Source organism: Nonomuraea maheshkhaliensis (assembly GCF_039529435.1).
Classification (GTDB): domain Bacteria; phylum Actinomycetota; class Actinomycetes; order Streptosporangiales; family Streptosporangiaceae; genus Nonomuraea; species Nonomuraea maheshkhaliensis.
Genome location: NZ_BAAAMU010000001.1, coordinates 121307 through 136274, shown reverse-complemented (window position 1 = coordinate 136274; position 14968 = coordinate 121307). Strand labels below are relative to the sequence as shown.

At 70.3% G+C, this 14968-nt stretch carries 15 protein-coding genes; 9 read left to right on the top strand and 6 right to left on the bottom strand.

What is annotated here, in order from left to right:
* Window positions 1-60: 60 nt before the first annotated feature.
* From ABFX54_RS00680 to ABFX54_RS00660, 5 genes are read left to right on the top strand one after another with little or no spacing between them, the layout of a single operon-like run.
* Complete coding sequence (locus ABFX54_RS00680) at window positions 61-1110, top strand: polyprenyl synthetase family protein (protein WP_346101063.1); 1050 nt, start codon at window positions 61-63, stop codon at window positions 1108-1110.
* A 12-nt stretch (window positions 1111-1122) separates the two neighbouring features.
* Window positions 1123-2064 carry a 4-hydroxy-3-methylbut-2-enyl diphosphate reductase gene (locus tag ABFX54_RS00675; protein WP_346100871.1) on the top strand — a complete coding sequence of 314 codons (942 nt, stop codon included), beginning with the start codon at window positions 1123-1125 and terminating at the stop codon, window positions 2062-2064.
* Between the two features lie 30 nt (window positions 2065-2094).
* Window positions 2095-3504 carry a family 2B encapsulin nanocompartment shell protein gene (locus ABFX54_RS00670; RefSeq protein ID WP_346100870.1) on the top strand — a complete coding sequence of 470 codons (1410 nt, stop codon included), beginning with the start codon at window positions 2095-2097 and terminating at the stop codon, window positions 3502-3504.
* Between the two features lie 30 nt (window positions 3505-3534).
* Window positions 3535-4911, top strand: coding sequence for a family 2B encapsulin nanocompartment shell protein (locus tag ABFX54_RS00665; RefSeq protein WP_346100869.1), 1377 nt, complete (start codon window positions 3535-3537; stop codon window positions 4909-4911).
* 19 nt (window positions 4912-4930) lie between these two features.
* Window positions 4931-7174 carry a terpene synthase family protein gene (locus ABFX54_RS00660; protein ID WP_346100868.1) on the top strand — a complete coding sequence of 748 codons (2244 nt, stop codon included), beginning with the start codon at window positions 4931-4933 and terminating at the stop codon, window positions 7172-7174.
* Here ABFX54_RS00660 and ABFX54_RS00655 read toward each other — a convergent pair.
* Window positions 7098-7478: an STAS domain-containing protein gene (locus tag ABFX54_RS00655; RefSeq protein ID WP_346100867.1), complete on the bottom strand. Its 381-nt coding sequence runs from the start codon at window positions 7476-7478 to the stop codon at window positions 7098-7100. The two genes, ABFX54_RS00660 and ABFX54_RS00655, sit on opposite strands and share 77 nt — an antisense overlap.
* Before the next feature lie 361 nt (window positions 7479-7839).
* Window positions 7840-8106, bottom strand: a complete 267-nt coding sequence (locus tag ABFX54_RS00650; protein WP_346100866.1) for a hypothetical protein — start codon at window positions 8104-8106, stop codon at window positions 7840-7842.
* Window positions 8107-8470: 364 nt separating this feature from the next.
* Here ABFX54_RS00650 and ABFX54_RS00645 point away from each other — a divergent pair, with 364 nt between their 5' ends.
* Window positions 8471-9034 carry a C40 family peptidase gene (locus ABFX54_RS00645; RefSeq protein ID WP_346100865.1) on the top strand — a complete coding sequence of 188 codons (564 nt, stop codon included), beginning with the start codon at window positions 8471-8473 and terminating at the stop codon, window positions 9032-9034.
* 250 nt (window positions 9035-9284) lie between these two features.
* Here the strand turns inward: ABFX54_RS00645 and ABFX54_RS00640 are convergent, their stop codons facing one another.
* Window positions 9285-9551 carry a hypothetical protein gene (locus ABFX54_RS00640; RefSeq protein WP_106246008.1) on the bottom strand — a complete coding sequence of 89 codons (267 nt, stop codon included), beginning with the start codon at window positions 9549-9551 and terminating at the stop codon, window positions 9285-9287.
* Window positions 9552-9965: 414 nt separating this feature from the next.
* On the opposite strand from ABFX54_RS00640, the gene ABFX54_RS00635 reads away from it, so the two are divergent.
* Window positions 9966-10466 carry a hypothetical protein gene (locus ABFX54_RS00635; RefSeq protein ID WP_346100864.1) on the top strand — a complete coding sequence of 167 codons (501 nt, stop codon included), beginning with the start codon at window positions 9966-9968 and terminating at the stop codon, window positions 10464-10466.
* Here ABFX54_RS00635 and ABFX54_RS00630 read toward each other — a convergent pair.
* Window positions 10431-10877, bottom strand: a complete 447-nt coding sequence (locus ABFX54_RS00630) for a MarR family winged helix-turn-helix transcriptional regulator (protein WP_346100863.1) — start codon at window positions 10875-10877, stop codon at window positions 10431-10433. The genes ABFX54_RS00635 and ABFX54_RS00630 overlap by 36 nt on opposite strands.
* Window positions 10874-11491 carry a DJ-1/PfpI family protein gene (locus ABFX54_RS00625; protein ID WP_346100862.1) on the bottom strand — a complete coding sequence of 206 codons (618 nt, stop codon included), beginning with the start codon at window positions 11489-11491 and terminating at the stop codon, window positions 10874-10876. The genes ABFX54_RS00630 and ABFX54_RS00625 overlap by 4 nt, the downstream gene beginning before the upstream one ends.
* Window positions 11492-11552: 61 nt before the next feature.
* Here ABFX54_RS00625 and mads6 point away from each other — a divergent pair, with 61 nt between their 5' ends.
* Window positions 11553-12905: a methylation-associated defense system protein kinase MAD6 gene (gene mads6 / locus ABFX54_RS00620; RefSeq protein WP_346100861.1), complete on the top strand. Its 1353-nt coding sequence runs from the start codon at window positions 11553-11555 to the stop codon at window positions 12903-12905.
* 62 nt (window positions 12906-12967) lie between these two features.
* On the opposite strand, the gene ABFX54_RS00615 is transcribed toward mads6, so the two are convergent.
* On the bottom strand, window positions 12968-13771 hold the full coding sequence (locus ABFX54_RS00615) for an FKBP-type peptidyl-prolyl cis-trans isomerase (protein WP_346100860.1): 804 nt from the start codon (window positions 13769-13771) through the stop codon (window positions 12968-12970).
* A gap of 146 nt (window positions 13772-13917) precedes the next feature.
* Here ABFX54_RS00615 and ABFX54_RS00610 point away from each other — a divergent pair, with 146 nt between their 5' ends.
* A complete protein-coding gene (locus ABFX54_RS00610) occupies window positions 13918-14961 on the top strand; it encodes a DUF2293 domain-containing protein (RefSeq protein ID WP_346100859.1) in 1044 nt (347 codons plus the stop codon).
* Window positions 14962-14968: the final 7 nt, after the last annotated feature.

The following is a 14968-nucleotide window of genomic DNA, read 5'->3' as shown; positions in this document are numbered from 1 at the left end:
CTCCGTATTCGATGAGTAACTAGGGGTAGTGACCGACTGGAGAGAGAAGGAGCCGTGCGTATGCCGGTGGGCTTCACCCAGCATTCCCTTGGTTCACGCATTGATCAGCGGCTGAGCGGTTTCCTGGAAACCTGGCGCGCCCAGGTCTCCGACCCGGGCGTGGAGGCCGCCTACGGCCTGCTGTCCTCGTTCATCCTCGGCGGCGGCAAGCGCGTCCGGCCGCAGCTGTGTTACTGGGGCTGGCGCGGCGCCGGCGGCGACGACTGTGAGGAGATCATCAGCGCCGCCGCCGCCCTTGAGCTGTGTCATGCGGGCCTGTTGATCCACGACGACATCATGGACGGCAGCGAGCTGCGCCGGGGCCGCTCGACCGTCCACATGAGCCTGGCCGGGCTGCACGACGGACCGGGCGCGGAGGCGTTCGGCCGGGCGGGTGGCATCCTGCTCGGCACCCTCAGCCTGGCCTGGTCCGACGCGCTGCTGTCCTCGTGCGGCGTGGAGGGCGCGCGGCTGCGTTCTGCGCACCACGTGTTCGACACCATGCGCACCGAGGTCATCAGCGGCCAGTACCTCGACGTGCTCGCGCAGCTCCGCTCGGGCGCGACCGAGGAGGAGGCGCTGACGGTGATCCGCTACAAGAGCGCGAAATACACCGTCGAGCGGCCGCTGCAGATCGGGGGCGCGCTGGCCGGCGCCCCGCTGGAGCTGCTGGACGAGTACTCCCGCTTCGGCGTGCCCCTGGGCGAGGCGTTCCAGCTGCGCGACGACGTGCTCGGCACGTTCGGCTCGTCGGCGCAGACGGGCAAGTCGGCGCTGGACGACCTGCGGGAGGGCAAGCAGACGGTGATGTTCGCGCACGCCGTGCAGCACGCCTCCCCCGCCCAGCTCGTCCAGCTCCGCACCTGGCACGGCAATCCGGCGCTGGACGAGGAGCACGCCGCGCAGGTGCGGCAGATCCTGATCGACACGGGAGCGCTGGCCAGGGTCGAGCAGATGATCGAGGAACGGGTCGGCCAGGCCATGACCGCTCTGAGCCGGGCGCAGATCAAGCCGGAGGCCGCCGGCGTGCTGGCCCTCATGGCCGACCAGCTCGCCCACCGCACCAAGTAAGGGGACCCCCGGATGGGACGGGTACTTCTCGCTGCCCCGCGCGGCTACTGCGCGGGCGTGGAACGCGCGATCATGACGGTGGAAGAGGCGCTGAGACGCTTCGGACCGCCCGTCTACGTGCGTAAACAGATCGTCCACAACACCTTCGTGGTCGAGGACCTGACCGGGCGCGGCGCGGTCTTCGTCGAGGAGCTCGACGAGGTCCCCGACGGCGCGCTGGTCGTCTTCTCCGCCCACGGCGTCGCGCCCGCGGTGAAGGACGAGGCCGGGCGGCGCGGCCTGCGCTCGATCGACGCCACCTGCCCCCTGGTCACGAAGGTGCACAAGGAGGCCGCGCGGATGGCGGACGAGGGCTTCGAGATCGTCCTCATCGGCCACGCCGAGCACGAGGAGGTCGAGGGCACGCTCGGCGAGGCCCCTGACCGCATCCACGTCGTGGACCCGGCCAGGCCCGGCGACCTGGCGACGGCCGGCTCCGGCCGGATGAGCTGGCTGTCGCAGACCACGCTGGCCGTGGACGAGACCATGCGGGCCGTCACGGCGCTGCGCGAGCGCTTCCCCGGCCTGGTCGATCCGCCGAGCGACGACATCTGTTACGCCAGCCAGAACCGCCAGCAGGCGATCACCAGGATCGCGCCGGAGTGCGAGCTCGTCATCGTGGTCGGCTCGCCGAACTCCTCCAACAGCCGGCGCCTGGTCGAGGTCGCGCTCAACGCGGGTGCGGACGCCGCCCACCTGGTCGACCGGGCCTGCGACGCCGACGAACGCTGGCTCGACGGCGTCGCGACCGTCGGGGTGAGCTCCGGCGCGTCCGTGCCGGAGAGCCTGGTCGGCGAATTACTGGCCTGGCTCTCGGCCCGCGGATACGCCGACGTGGAGCAGGTGACGCTGACGGAGGAGACCCTCACGTTCTCGCTGCCGCTCGAACTCCGATCCTCCCGCAACCCTCGCTAGGTCCCATCCACAGATTGGCGGTGCACCACGATGACAGAAACCACGCACACCACGGCAGCTGAGAACGGCAACGGGCAGCTCAGCCTCAGTACCGACGCGGCCAAACAGCTCGCGACGACCACCAAGACGCCGCCGCAGATGCAGGAGATCACCAGCCGGTGGCTGCTGCGGCTGCTGCCGTGGGTGCAGTGCTCGGGCGGCGTGTTCCGGGTCAACCGGCGGCTGACGTACACGCTGGGCGACGGCCGGATCACCTTCACCACCACGGGCGCGGAGGTGCGGGTGATCCCGGCGGAGCTGACCGAGCTGCCCATGCTGCGCGGCTTCGACGACATGGACGTGCTCGGCGCGCTGGCCGACCGGTTCAGCCAGCGCGAGGTGGAGGCGGGCGAGGAGATCGTCTCCGAGGGCGGCGAGGTGGACCGGCTCGTGCTGATCGCGCACGGCCGCGTGGCCAAGGTCGGGCACGGCTCGTACGGCGACGAGCAGAACCTCGGCGTGCTGGCCGACGGCGACCACTTCGGCGAGCTGACCCTGGCCGGGGGCGGCCGGCACGAGTTCTCCGCCCGCGCGAAGACGGCCACCACCGTGCTCACGCTCTCCCGCCAGGACTTCGAGCAGGTCGCCGAGCAGGCCCCGGCGCTGCGCGAGCACGTCGAGCGCTGGCGCACCAGCGGCGACCGCGAGCAGAACGACTACGGCGAGGCCGCGATCAACATGTCGGCCGGCCACGTCGGCGAGGCCGTCCTGCCCGGCACGTTCGTGGACTACGAGCAGACCCCGCGCGAATACGAGCTGAGCGTGGCCCAGACGGTCCTGCGCGTGCACAGCCGCGTCTCCGACCTGTACAACCAGCCGATGAGCCAGCTCGACCAGCAGCTGCGCCTGACGATCGAGGCCCTGCGCGAGCGCCAGGAGCACGAACTGATCAACAACAGGGAGTTCGGCCTGCTCCACAACGCCGACTTCGGCCAGCGCATCCGCACCCGCTCCGGCCCGCCCACCCCCGACGACCTCGACGACCTGCTGTCGACCGTGTGGAAGGAGCCGTCGTTCTTCCTGGCCCACCCGCAGGCCATCGCCGCGTTCGGCCGCGAGTGCAGCAAGCGCGGCGTCTACCCGCAGTCGAGTGAGGTCAGCGGGCACCGCGTGCCGGCCTGGCGGGGCGTGCCGATCTTCCCGTGCAACAAGATCCCGGTCTCTGGCACCCGTACGACGTCCTTCCTGCTCATGCGTACCGGGCAGGAGAACCAGGGTGTCGTGGGCCTGCACCAGACCGGCATCCCCGACGAGTACCAGCCGAGCCTGTCGGTCCGCTTCATGAACATCAACGAGAAGGCCGTCATCTCCTACCTCGTCAGCGCCTACTACTCGGCCGCCGTGCTGGTACCGGACGCGCTCGGCGTGCTGGAGGACGTCGAGCTCGGCAGGAACGGCTAACCGCCACATTTCTCGTCAGGAGTTGGTGTGATGACAGCGGAGCCCGGCCAGAGGTCGAGCCTCGGCGCCTCGGCGGCGCGCAACCTGGCCACGACGACCAAGACGCCACCCCAGATGCGGGAGATCTCCCCGCGCTGGCTGCTGCGGGTGCTCCCGTGGGTGGACGTCGCGGGCGGGGTCTACCGGGTGAACCGGCGGCTCACCTATCCGGTCGGCGGCGGCCAGGTGAGCTTCGCCAACACCGGGGCCAGGATCCACGTCGTCCCACCGACCCTGGCCGAGCTGCCGCCGCTGCACGGGCTGGCCGGCGACCACGTGCTCGACCTGGTCGCCGAGCGGTTCGAGCAGCGCGAGTACGAGCCCGGCGACACGATCGTGCGGGCCGGGCGGCCGGCGGACGAGCTGGTCGTCGTCGCGCGCGGGCGGGTGCGGAGGTTCCGGGCGGGCGCGTACGACGCCCGGACCTTCGCCGGCGTCCTGGCCGGCGGCGACCACGCCGGCGCCGACGAGCCCGCCCAGGGCGAGCCGTGGGACTGCACGCTGGCGGCCGACACCGCCTGCACGGTGCTGTTCCTGCGCTGGGAGGAGCTCCACGCGCTGGCCGAGCGGTCACCGGCGCTGCGCGACCGGCTCGCCGCCCACCGCGCGAGCAGGGCCGCGCCGCAGAACAAATGGGGCGAGGCCGAGATCGCCACCGCCGCCGGGCACCGCAGCGAGGTGACGCTGCCCGGCACGTTCGCCGACTACGACCCGGGGCCGCGCGAGTACGAGCTGAGCGTGTCGCAGACCGTGCTGCGCGTCCACAACCGGGTCACCGACCTGTACAACCAGCCGATGGACCAGAAGGAGGAGCAGCTGCGCCTGACCATCCAGGCGGTACGCGAGTCGCAGGAGCGCGAGATGATCGTCAACCGCGACTTCGGGCTGCTCCACCAGGCCCACCCCGGCCAGCGCGTGCACACCCGCACCGGCCCGCCCACACCCGACGACCTCGACGAGCTGCTGTGCCGCAGGAAGAAGTCCCGCTTCTACCTGGCTCATCCGCGCGCCGTCGCCGCCTTCCACCGCGAGTGCAGCGCCAGGGGCCTCTGTCCCGACAGCGTCGAGATCGACGGCGCGCGCATGACCGCGTGGCGCGGCGTGCCCATCCTGCCCTGCGACAAGATCCCGATCAGCGGGCAGGGCACGACCTCGATCCTCGTCCTGCGCACCGGCGAGGAAGACCAGGGCGTCGTCGGCCTCCACCGCCGCGGCGTCCCCGGCGAGCGCGAGCCGGGGCTGAGCGTGCGCTTCAGCGGCATCGACGCCAGAGCCATCGAGTCCTACCAGGTCAGCGCCTACTACTCGGTCGCCGTCCTGGTGCCGGACGCGCTCGGCGTGCTGGAGAACGTCGAGGTGGCGCGCTGACCGTTCACGTGAAGGAGCGATGATGTCCCAGCCGTTCGAACTGCCGGACTTCTACCAGCCGTATCCGGCCCGGCTCAACCCGCACCTCAACGAGGCTCGCGCCCACTCCACGCGGTGGGCGCGCGACATGGGCATGCTTGAGGGCTCGGGCGTCTGGGAGGAGGCCGACCTCGACGCCCACGACTATCCGCTGATGTGCGCCTACACCCATCCCGACTGCGACGGCGCCGAGCTGAGTCTGATCACCGACTGGTACGTGTGGGTCTTCTTCTTCGACGATCACTTCCTGGAGGTCTTCAAGCGCACCGGTGACCTGAAGGGCGGCAAGCGGTATCTCGACCGGCTGGCCGCCTTCATGCCGATGGGCCTGGACCTGACGGTGCCCGAGCCGGCCGGCCCGGTGGAGGCAGGGCTCGCCGACCTGTGGCCGCGTACCGTGCCGGGCATGTCCGCCGACTGGCGGGCGCGGTTCGCGGAGAGCACCCGCAACCTGCTCGACGAGTCCCTGTGGGAGCTGGCCAACATCAACAGGGGCCGGGTGGCCAACCCGGTCGAGTACATCGAGATGCGGCGCAAGGTCGGCGGCGCCCCCTGGTCGGCCGGGCTGGTCGAGCACGCGGTGGCGGCCGAGGTGCCGGCCAGGATCGCGGCCTCGCGGCCGATGCGGGTGCTGCGCGACTCCTTCTCCGACGCCGTGCACCTGCGCAACGACCTGTTCTCCTATGAGCGTGAGGTCCGTGACGAGGGCGAGCTGAGCAACGGCGTGCTGGTGCTGGAGACGTTCCTCGGCTGCGGCACGCAGGAGGCCGCCGAGGCGGTCAACGACCTGCTGACCTCGCGGATGCAGCAGTTCGAGCACACGGCGGCGTTCGAGCTGGGGCCGCTGTTCGCGGAGCACGCCATCGACCCGATCGGCGCGGCCGAGGTGCTGGCGTACGTGAAGGGGCTGCAGGACTGGCAGTCGGGCGGGCACGAGTGGCACCTGCGCTCCAGCCGCTACATGAACGCGCGGGCCAGGGCGAGCCGGCCGCTCGGCATGTCGTCGGCGATCGACGTGCTGGGCGCCAAGCGGCTGCGGAACTTCGCGCACGTGCCGTACCCGCGGGTGGGTCCTTCGCGCATCCCCGACCTGTACGTGCCCTTCGACCTGAAGCTGTCGCCGCACCTCGACCGGTCACGGCGCCACACCGTGGACTGGTGCCGGGAGACGGGCATGCTGGAGCCGCAGAACAGGGTGGTCGGCACGGCGGTGTGGGACGAGGCGAAGGTGATCGACTACGACCTGCCGCTGTGCGCGGCGGGCCTGCATCCGGACGCCTCGCCGGAGGAGCTCGACCTGGCCTCGTTCTGGCTGGCCTGGGGCACGTACGGCGACGACTACTTCCCCGCCGTGTTCGGCGGGACCCGTAACCTGTCGGCGGCCAAGGTGTGCGTGGACCGGCTCAAGGAGTTCATGCCGCTCGACTGCTCCGCCCCGCCGCCGCCGGTCGGCGCGCTGGAGCGGGGGCTGGCCGACATCTGGGCCAGGACGGCGGGGCCGATGCCGGTCAAGGACCGCCGGGAGTTGCGCGCGTCGGTCGAGGACATGTGCGCGGCCTGGCTCTGGGAGCTGGCGGGCGAGATCGCCCACCACATCCCCGACCCGGTGGACTATCTGGAGATGCGCAGGCACACCTTCGGCTCGAAGCTGACGATGAGCCTGTGCCGGTTGCGGCGCTCGAAGGCGATCCCGAGTGAGCTCTACGCGACCGGTCCGATGGTGGCGCTGCAGAACGCGATCATGGACGCCGGGATGCTGGTCAACGACGTCTTCTCGTACCAGAAGGAGATCGAGTTCGACGGCGAGGTGCACAACGGCGTCCTGGTGGTGCAGAACTTCTTCGACTGCGACTACCCGGCCGCGCTGGAGATCGTCAACGATCTGATGGCCTCGCGGGTGCGGCAGTTCGAGCACATCGTGGCGCATGAGCTGCCGATCGTCTGCGCCGACTTCGGCCTCGACGCGGACGCGCGGCAGGACCTCGACGCCTTCGTGGCCGAGCTGCGCGACTGGCTGGCGGGCGTCGCCCACTGGCACCGCCACTGCTCGCGCTACGACGAGCCGTCGCTGCTTCGCCACCACCGCGCGACGCAGTGGCGGATCGGCGGGCCCACGGGGCTCGGCACCTCGGCCGCGCTGATCGAGCTCACAGGGGCGCGTGGTGGACCGTGGGCTGGTAGTACCACCCCATCATGCGCAGGAGCCGCCGCTGAGTCGGCGTGACGTTGTGCAATCGGATCCAGCGCTGCCCTGCGGGCAGCGTAGGCATGACCAGCACCCGCAGTCCTGAGACGTCGATGAAGGTCAGCGCCCCGGTGTCGACGTCGACGTAAGGGCAGGGGTCAGGTCGGACGGCGGCATTCGTGCCGGTGTTCTGGCGGCAACTCGCCAGGACGCCGGCCAGCGCCGGACTGTTGGTGGCGTCGATCTGGCCGGTCAGTGTGACGACCGGAGCCTCGGACGCCATCGCCACGGTGATGCTCAGCTGCTCGTCCTGATAGAGCAGTCGCTGCTGGACGCTACACACCCCTCGCACCCCCCAACACGCACTCTGGGGGTCATATTGCCGAATTTCCTGAAATACAGGCTACACGAGGAATTATTTAATAGGTATTCTTCGCCGTGTTATGACCGTTTTTAGGGTGAATGTTGGCAGGCAGCGCTTTCCGAACAGGCGGGCCGTACCCGCGCCGGCTGCGGGCTTGACGGACACCGTCCTGTTCGGATGCGCGATCTACCGAGGACGGTGACAGGCCGCCCGGATCCGCGTACGCGACCGGCGGTGAGGCACTCCGGCAAGGTGCCGCCACGAGGGGTTCGTGGCTGCCGGAGCGCCGTCACACCGGGGAACGCGGACCTGGGCGACGAGCCGCCCCGCCCTCGGGCGATCAGTTGTTGTCGCCCACGTTCTCCAGGTTGCTGAGAGCGTTGAGGTCGATGTCCTGCAGGTGCAGGAAGGTGCCGAGGTCGATGTACTTCACGGAGTCGTTGAGGACGTCGTTGGCCACCGTGGCGTCGTCGAGGATGCTCAGCTGGCTGAGGATCTGCTTGCCCTTGTTGAACGCGTTGGGACCGACGTCGGCCGAGGCGCTCGTGGCCGACATCCCGAACATGCAGCCCGCGATCGCTGCACCAGCGAGAATGCGACGGATCATTTGTTTGTTTCTCCTTCGTCGGAATCGGCGCGGGATGCGCGTCATCGTGAATCACTCGCACAGCGCTGTGAGATTCGCTGAATAACAATCTCGCGGCCCGTCGGCGCGCCGCAACCCGGCCACGCTAAGTCGAAGTCAAATACGCGCACCAATTCCTTGGCTGCCGATCAGCCCCAGTCGGGATATGTACCGAGTAGTCCCGCTTTGCCCCGGGCGGCATGACGGCAATTACTCATCTTATGGCCATACGCGCACCCCGCCTGCCCAAAGGGCGTTTTATCCGCATAGGCAGGGCGGAATGTTAACGGTGGAGCGCCGTGACCACGGGCTCGGCATAAACGAGTCGAGGAGCGCTGAATATGCCATGAACGGAATAATGACGGTGCTGTCGGCGGTGCTGGCGGGCACACTTGTCAATGCGTTTCCCGTCACTGCCGCGGCGGCCGTCGACGGCTGTCCCGCGCAAATATGCCGGCCCGTCTCGGCGCTGCGCTCAGGGGCCGGGGCCATCGCGGCGCGGGCGGCGATGGAGATGATCGGAATTCCCTATTCGTGGGGCGGCGGCGGGGTGCGCGGGCCCGGATTCGGGATCGGGAAAGGCGCCAAGACGCTCGGTTTCGACTGCTCGGGCCTGACGGAGTACGCCTGGGCGCGGGCGGGGGTGCTCATCGGCACGACCACGCACGAGCAGTGGCGCTCGGGGATCCGCGTGGACAGGGAGCAGGTGGAGCCGGGGGATCTGGTCTTCTACGACAACGACCCGGGCAGTCCCGGGCCCGAGCACGTCGCCGTGGCGGTGGACGCGACGCGGATGGTGCACGCGCCGCAGACGGGGCAGTTCGTCCGGGTGGATCCGCTGGATCGGCCGACCTTCATGGGAGTGGTCCGGCCGAGCGAGACCGCGGCGAACCTCGACCCGCCGGCGTGAAGCGGGGCACCGGCACGTGCCTCCGGCGGAAACGACGATCGCGCGGCCCGGGGTCGTCCTGCAGTGATCGACCCGGACCGCGCGATGCGCGTAGCTCGGTGCGCACCAAGCCAGTGCCGTGGTCGCGATGTCCACGGCCCGTACATTCGGCCTACCTCAAGGCACCAGAAAGACGATCTTGGCCGGGCGGGCTCTCCGCATGTTCGGAAAGCCGCCGATCACCTTCCTGCCTACGCCATGTGAGGAGTCGTCAGTTGTTGTCGCCGGAGTTCTCCACGTTGCTCAGAACGTCGGCGTCGATGTCCTGCAGGTGGGCGATGGTCAGCACGTCCACGTACTTGACGGAGTCGTTGAGGACGTCGTTCAGCGCGGTCAGGTCGTCCAGGATGCTGAACTGGCTCAGAATGCTCTGCCCGCTGTTGTGCGGGTTGGGGCCGACGTCGGCCGAGGCCGCGGACGCGGAGAAACCGAGTGCGACGGCCGCGATCGCGGCACCGGCGAGAATGCGACGGATCATGTGTGCTTTCCTCCATGGATCGGCGCGGAAATCCCGACGCCATAGTCGTTTGTGCAGGGCTGTGAGGTGCCGCCAATAACAATCGCGGCAGGCAGCGAGAACCGCAACTCATTTGGCCCTGCTGGGAGTCAAGCCGGACCCTCTCTTTCTTGGCACGGTGTTTTCACGCCCGTCGACCGCGCCCGGTATTTACGCTCCACCAGAAGGCCGGAAATCGACATCTGTTTTGGCTCTCCGCGAGAATACCCGCGTATTAGTTCACCACCGGTTAGGCAAGGATCGCCCGAAACTTGAATATCGCGTACGCCCGGCGGCGTATCCGGGCGTCCGCCCGAGGGGGGACGTCGTGGCCGGACGGAACGGTGAGGATGACCGCCTGGGCACGGAAAGGAGGCGGGTGAGATGCGACCACGAATGAGGAAGACGATCGTGGTAATCCACGTCATCGCTTCGGTCGCGCTGGCCGGGGAGGTGTGGGGCCTGGTCGTGCTGAATACGGCGGCGACGCTGGCAAAGGATCCCGCGCTGACCCACTCGGCCTATCAGCTGATGGCGCCGCTGGTGTTCACGGGCGGGATACCGCTCAGCCTCATCGCATTGATCAGCGGCATGACTCTGGGCCTGACCAGCCATTGGGGGCTGTTTCGCCATTACTGGGTGGCGGCCAAGCTGGTGCTGCTGCTGGCCGTGGTCGGCGTGGGCATGTTCCTGTTCGATCCGGAGGGAATGGCCGCCGCCACCTCGGGCGGCCGGTCCGTGGCGGAGGCACCGCAGTGGGGTCAGGTGGCGGCGCTGGGCCTGCAGATCGCCATGCTGATGACGGCCACGGCGCTGTCGGTCTTCAAACCGCGCCGCAGAATTCGCGCCGCGACGTGGCCGTCAGGGGTGGCCGCCGATCCGGTCGAGAGCCGCTGACAGACGGTGCAGCGCCTCCAGGCAGTCACGGGCCGTCTCGACGCCCAGCTCGCCCACGAGCCGGTCGGCGAACGCCTGATGGCCGGGGGTGATCTCGTCGATGGCCGCCCGCCCCTCGGCCGTGGGCCGCAGCAGCTTGGCCCGCCGGTGCGCGGGGTTGGGCCGGTATTCGGCCAGCCCCCGCTCGACCAGCAGGTCCGCGATCCGCTGCACGCCCTGCCTGGTCATCCCCATGACGCGGGCGATCCCGGCGACGGGCAGGGGCTCGGCGAGGACGGCTCCGAGCACCTGCCACCACGCCGCCGTCATCCCCGCCGGGCGGGCCAGCTCCTCGGCCACGTGCAGGAACTGCCCGTTGAGCCGGAACGACCCCAGAGCCATCCCGGACAACAGCTCGGCGCTCTCGCTCATGCGGCCGCCAGCACCTCGAACGCCGTGGCGTCGCTGTGCGCGAACAGCCGGAACCAGGCGTCCAGCACCTCCGGCCGGTAGACGGCGAGCCGCCGGAAGATCTCCCTGGCGAAGGCCACCGGCTCGGTCGGCCCGGCCGTGATGAGGTCGCCCCCGAGCACCGCGTCCCGGTCGAGGTAGCGCCCGGCGCCGACGTAACCCGGCTGCGCCTGGAGGTAGTGCACCACGGCGCTGGTGTGGTCGCGCTCGTCGAGCAGCCCCTCACGGGCCAGTCCGGCCGTGGCGCCGCAGATGGCCGCCACCGGCACGCCCGCGTCGAGGAACTCCCCCGCCTTGCGCGCGAACGGCGCGAGCTCGTCGCCCATGTCCCACAGGTCGGCGCCGGGCAGGATGAGCAGCGCGCTTTCCGCCGGCGACAGGTCGCTGAGCGCCAGGTCGGGTGTGAGGCGCACGCCGCCCATGGTGACGACGGGGTCGCGGGTCAGGCCGACCGTGACGATCTCGTAGCCCTCGGGCTCGCGCATGTAGCGGCCGTTGCGCAGATGCGCGGTCGCGTGACCGGTCTCCCAGTCGGCGAGGGTGTCGTAGACGGCGTGGTGTGCGATTCGCTTCATGACAACATCTTGTCATTACGACAGTATGTTGTCAATGCGATCCCATGCGAGGATAGTGGTCATGGCAGAGATCGTCGGCGGCGGACGCCCGGTGAACGACGCGGAGCGGCGTGTGATCGCCTATCTGCGCGACCACGCGCCCGGCGACTGGCTGCTGCTGCACAACGTCGAGGTCCCGCGCGGCCACGACGTGTTCGAGGTCGACCTGATCGTGCTGACCGGCCACTCGCTCGTCGTGGTCGACGTCAAGGGCACCAGGGGCCGCATCGAGGTGTCCGGCACCCGCTGGTTCCCGCCCCGAAGGGAGGCGTTCGGCTCGCCCGTGGCCAAGCTGCGCGGCACCGCGAAGGCGCTCAAGGGCCTGCTGGTGTCCAGGGCCACCCAGCTCGAACGGGTCTACGTCGACAGCCTGGTCGTGCTCACCTCGCCCGACGCCGAGCTGATCGACCCGGCCGGGCGCGACGCGGTCAACGTCACCGACCTGCCGGGCCTGCTGGCCACGCTGAGCGACGTCTCGCGGGTCAGGCGTGGGTGCAGCCCCGACGCGAAGCCGTACCTGACGGCGATCCTCGACGCGCTCAACCAGACCGTGCGCCGCAGCACCGCGCCGCCCAGGTTCGGCAACTGGGAGGTCGAGGAGCAGCTCGGCGGCGACGCCAAGGTCACCGAATACCGCGCGTTCAACGCCACGCTGCCGGGCAGCGAGACCGTGCTGCTGCGGGTCTACCAGGCCGATCCGCTGGCCGACCACGAGGCGCGGGCGGCCGAGCGGCAGCGCATCGCCAACGCCTACCAGTCGCTGGCCCGCATCCCGCCCCATCCGTGCGTGGTGCGCTCGCGCGACTTCTTCGCCATCGACGACGAGAGCCGGTTCGTGCTGGTGCTCGACGACGTCCACGGTCAGGCGCTGCACCTGGCGATGGGCAAGGGCGCCGCCCCGATGGCGGTGATCCAGGACCTGCTGCGCGGGCTGGCGCACGCCCACGCCAACGGCGTCGTGCACCGTGCCCTGACCCCGGCCTCGCTCCTGGTCACCGACGCCGGGCACGCCGTGCTGACCGGGTTCGACTACGCCAAGCCAGGCCCGCGCAACTACACCGTGGCCCACGAGCTGGGCAACGTGCTCGACGCCCACTACGTGGCGCCCGAGTGCCAGGAGCGGCCCGACCAGATGACGACCGCCTCCGACGTCTACGCGGCCGGCGCCATCGCCTACCAGGTCCTCACCGGCCAGTTGCCGACCAGCGCCGACGCCCACGGCGGCCCCGAGGTGCCCGAGGTGGTCCGCCGGATGCTCGACCACTCGCCCGCCAAGCGGCCCACGGCCGAGCAGGCGCTGGAGGCGCTGCGCAGCACGCCGCAGCAGGGCTCGAAGATCAGGCGTCTCGTCCGCCGCATCGTCTCCGGCTCCTGACGACCGGCCCCGGCCGGGCCCACGCCGGGCCCGCACCGCGACGGCTTCGCGGCGGCTCCGGGCTAGGCGGCGGTGATCATGTCGAGGATGTCGATCACGTACAGCATGGGCAGCTCGCCCGGCGACGGCACGGCCACCCGGCTGCCGACGTGCTGCCCGGTCAGCGCCTTCACCCAGGACATGGGCGCGGCGCCGGCCTCCAGCGTGTACGCGCTCGGCCCGCCCCGCCGGTAGGAGGAGTCCACCACGGTCCGCGACGGCCAGGACGCGGCCACGTACTGGACGACCACCTTCGCGCCGGGCTCGACCCGGGGCCCCGACCCGTCGATGAGCGTACGGGCGGGCTCCGACGGCGTGAGGTCGGCCGGGACCACCGGCAGCGCGCGCCCGACGAGCCTGGCGTCGGGCGGGTAGCCGCCCAGGATGTCGAAGACGAGCACCAGCGTGTCGGCGGGCGACAAGCCGCCTAGCGGCACGTTCGGGCCCCTCGCCTCGCCGGCCGGGCTGACCAGCATGACGCGGCTGCCCGCCGGCCGCCCGATGAGGGCCTGCCGCCAGGTCTCCGACACCTGCCTGCCGTCGAAGACGACCGTGGTGGGCTGGTTGCCGTCCCAGGTGCTCAGGTAGGGACGGTTGCCCGACCAGCGCCGGATGTCCACGTCGGCGAGCACCACGTCACCGGGCACCGTACGCCGTCCGCTGCCCGTCGACAGCACCGTGATCCGCGGCGTGCGCCCCGGCTGGCCCAAGGGTATGGAGACGTTCGGCTTGCTGCCGAACCGACCCGTGACGACGGGTTGCGTGCCCTCTTCCGCCACCCCGCACGTGGTGGCGAGCATGAGGAGGGCAGGCCAGAACAGACGCACGATTTTCCTCCTGGACCAGATCCGAAGGAGTTACTTGCCGCAAGTGTCCAAAGGAAAGCTTCGGGGCGCGCCATCTCACGACAAACTTGGGACCGTGGGACGACGAGACGCGACGGCCCGCGTTCGGGTCGGCGTAAGGAGAGCATGTGAGCAAGCCCAACCTCGCGCGGCGGGTCGCCGAGGCGGCCGAGATCGCGTTGACCACCCGTAAGTACGTGACGTTCATCGACGTGGTGACCGCGCTGCGCTGGCTGCACTCCCGGCACGTGGACACCTGGCGGCAGGGCAGGGTGGCCACGCTAGCCGAGCTGGCGGCGGTCGATGAGGACCGCCTGCTGACCACGGCCGGCCTGCTGCGCGACTGGGCGCGGGACAAGGGGCTCAAACCGGTCGACACCCCGTATGTCGCGGGCACGCGCGACCGCCGCGAGCTGCGCTTCACCGCCGCGCACGCGCAGGAGCCGTTCCGGGTGCACTGGTTGTCGCCCGACCTCAGCGAGGCCAGGGTGCGCCGGCTCACCGAGGCGCAGAGCAAGGCGCCCGACCTGGTGGCGGTGGCCCCGCTCGACGAGTGGACGTGCGCGTCCTGCGCCGGCACCGGCCCCTATCTGATCATGGAGGACGACGCGCCCCACTGCCTGACCTGCGCGGACATGGACCACCTGGTGTTCCTGCCGTCGGGAAACGCCGCGCTCAGCCGCCGCGCCAAGCAGGAGAGCGGCCTGTCGGCGGTGGTGGTCCGCTACAACCGGCGGCGCCGGCTCTACCAGCGCCAGGGCCTGCTGGTGGAGGAGGCCGCGCTGGCCGCGGCGGAGGAGCGGTGCCTGGCCGACGAGGAGGTACGGCTGCGCCGCCGCGAGCGCGACCGCGAGCGCAAGGCCGATCAGGACGTCGAGTTCCAGGCGCGGATGGCGGCCGAGATCGCCCGGCTGTTCCCCGGCTGCCCGGAGGAGCGCGCGCGGGAGATCGCCGAGCACGCGGGCCTGCGCGGCAGCGGCCGGGTCGGCAGGTCGGCGGCGGCCAAGGCGCTCGACGAGAACGCCATCACGCTGGCCGTCATCGCCTCGGTCCGGCACCTCGACACCGACTACGACAGCCTGCTCATGTCCGGCGTGCCGCGGATGGAGGCCCGCGAGCGGATCAGAGGGGCCATCGAGCGCAAGCTCGAAGAATTCCGCGCCCCGCGCTAATGTCGAA

What these genes read in the sequence shown, in the direction of transcription:
- ABFX54_RS00650 (WP_346100866.1), bottom strand. Translation starts at nt 8,106, where the DNA reads ATGATCCGTCGCATTCTCGCTGGTGCAGCGATCGCGGGCTGCATGTTC.
- ABFX54_RS00670 (WP_346100870.1), top strand. Translation starts at nt 2,095, where the DNA reads ATGACAGAAACCACGCACACCACGGCAGCTGAGAACGGCAACGGGCAG.
- ABFX54_RS00680 (WP_346101063.1), top strand. Translation starts at nt 61, where the DNA reads ATGCCGGTGGGCTTCACCCAGCATTCCCTTGGTTCACGCATTGATCAG.
- ABFX54_RS00645 (WP_346100865.1), top strand. Translation starts at nt 8,471, where the DNA reads ATGAACGGAATAATGACGGTGCTGTCGGCGGTGCTGGCGGGCACACTT.
- ABFX54_RS00660 (WP_346100868.1), top strand. Translation starts at nt 4,931, where the DNA reads ATGATGTCCCAGCCGTTCGAACTGCCGGACTTCTACCAGCCGTATCCG.
- ABFX54_RS00665 (WP_346100869.1), top strand. Translation starts at nt 3,535, where the DNA reads ATGACAGCGGAGCCCGGCCAGAGGTCGAGCCTCGGCGCCTCGGCGGCG.
- mads6 (WP_346100861.1), top strand. Translation starts at nt 11,553, where the DNA reads ATGGCAGAGATCGTCGGCGGCGGACGCCCGGTGAACGACGCGGAGCGG.
- ABFX54_RS00630 (WP_346100863.1), bottom strand. Translation starts at nt 10,877, where the DNA reads ATGAGCGAGAGCGCCGAGCTGTTGTCCGGGATGGCTCTGGGGTCGTTC.
- ABFX54_RS00625 (WP_346100862.1), bottom strand. Translation starts at nt 11,491, where the DNA reads ATGAAGCGAATCGCACACCACGCCGTCTACGACACCCTCGCCGACTGG.
- ABFX54_RS00640 (WP_106246008.1), bottom strand. Translation starts at nt 9,551, where the DNA reads ATGATCCGTCGCATTCTCGCCGGTGCCGCGATCGCGGCCGTCGCACTC.
- ABFX54_RS00675 (WP_346100871.1), top strand. Translation starts at nt 1,123, where the DNA reads ATGGGACGGGTACTTCTCGCTGCCCCGCGCGGCTACTGCGCGGGCGTG.
- ABFX54_RS00635 (WP_346100864.1), top strand. Translation starts at nt 9,966, where the DNA reads ATGAGGAAGACGATCGTGGTAATCCACGTCATCGCTTCGGTCGCGCTG.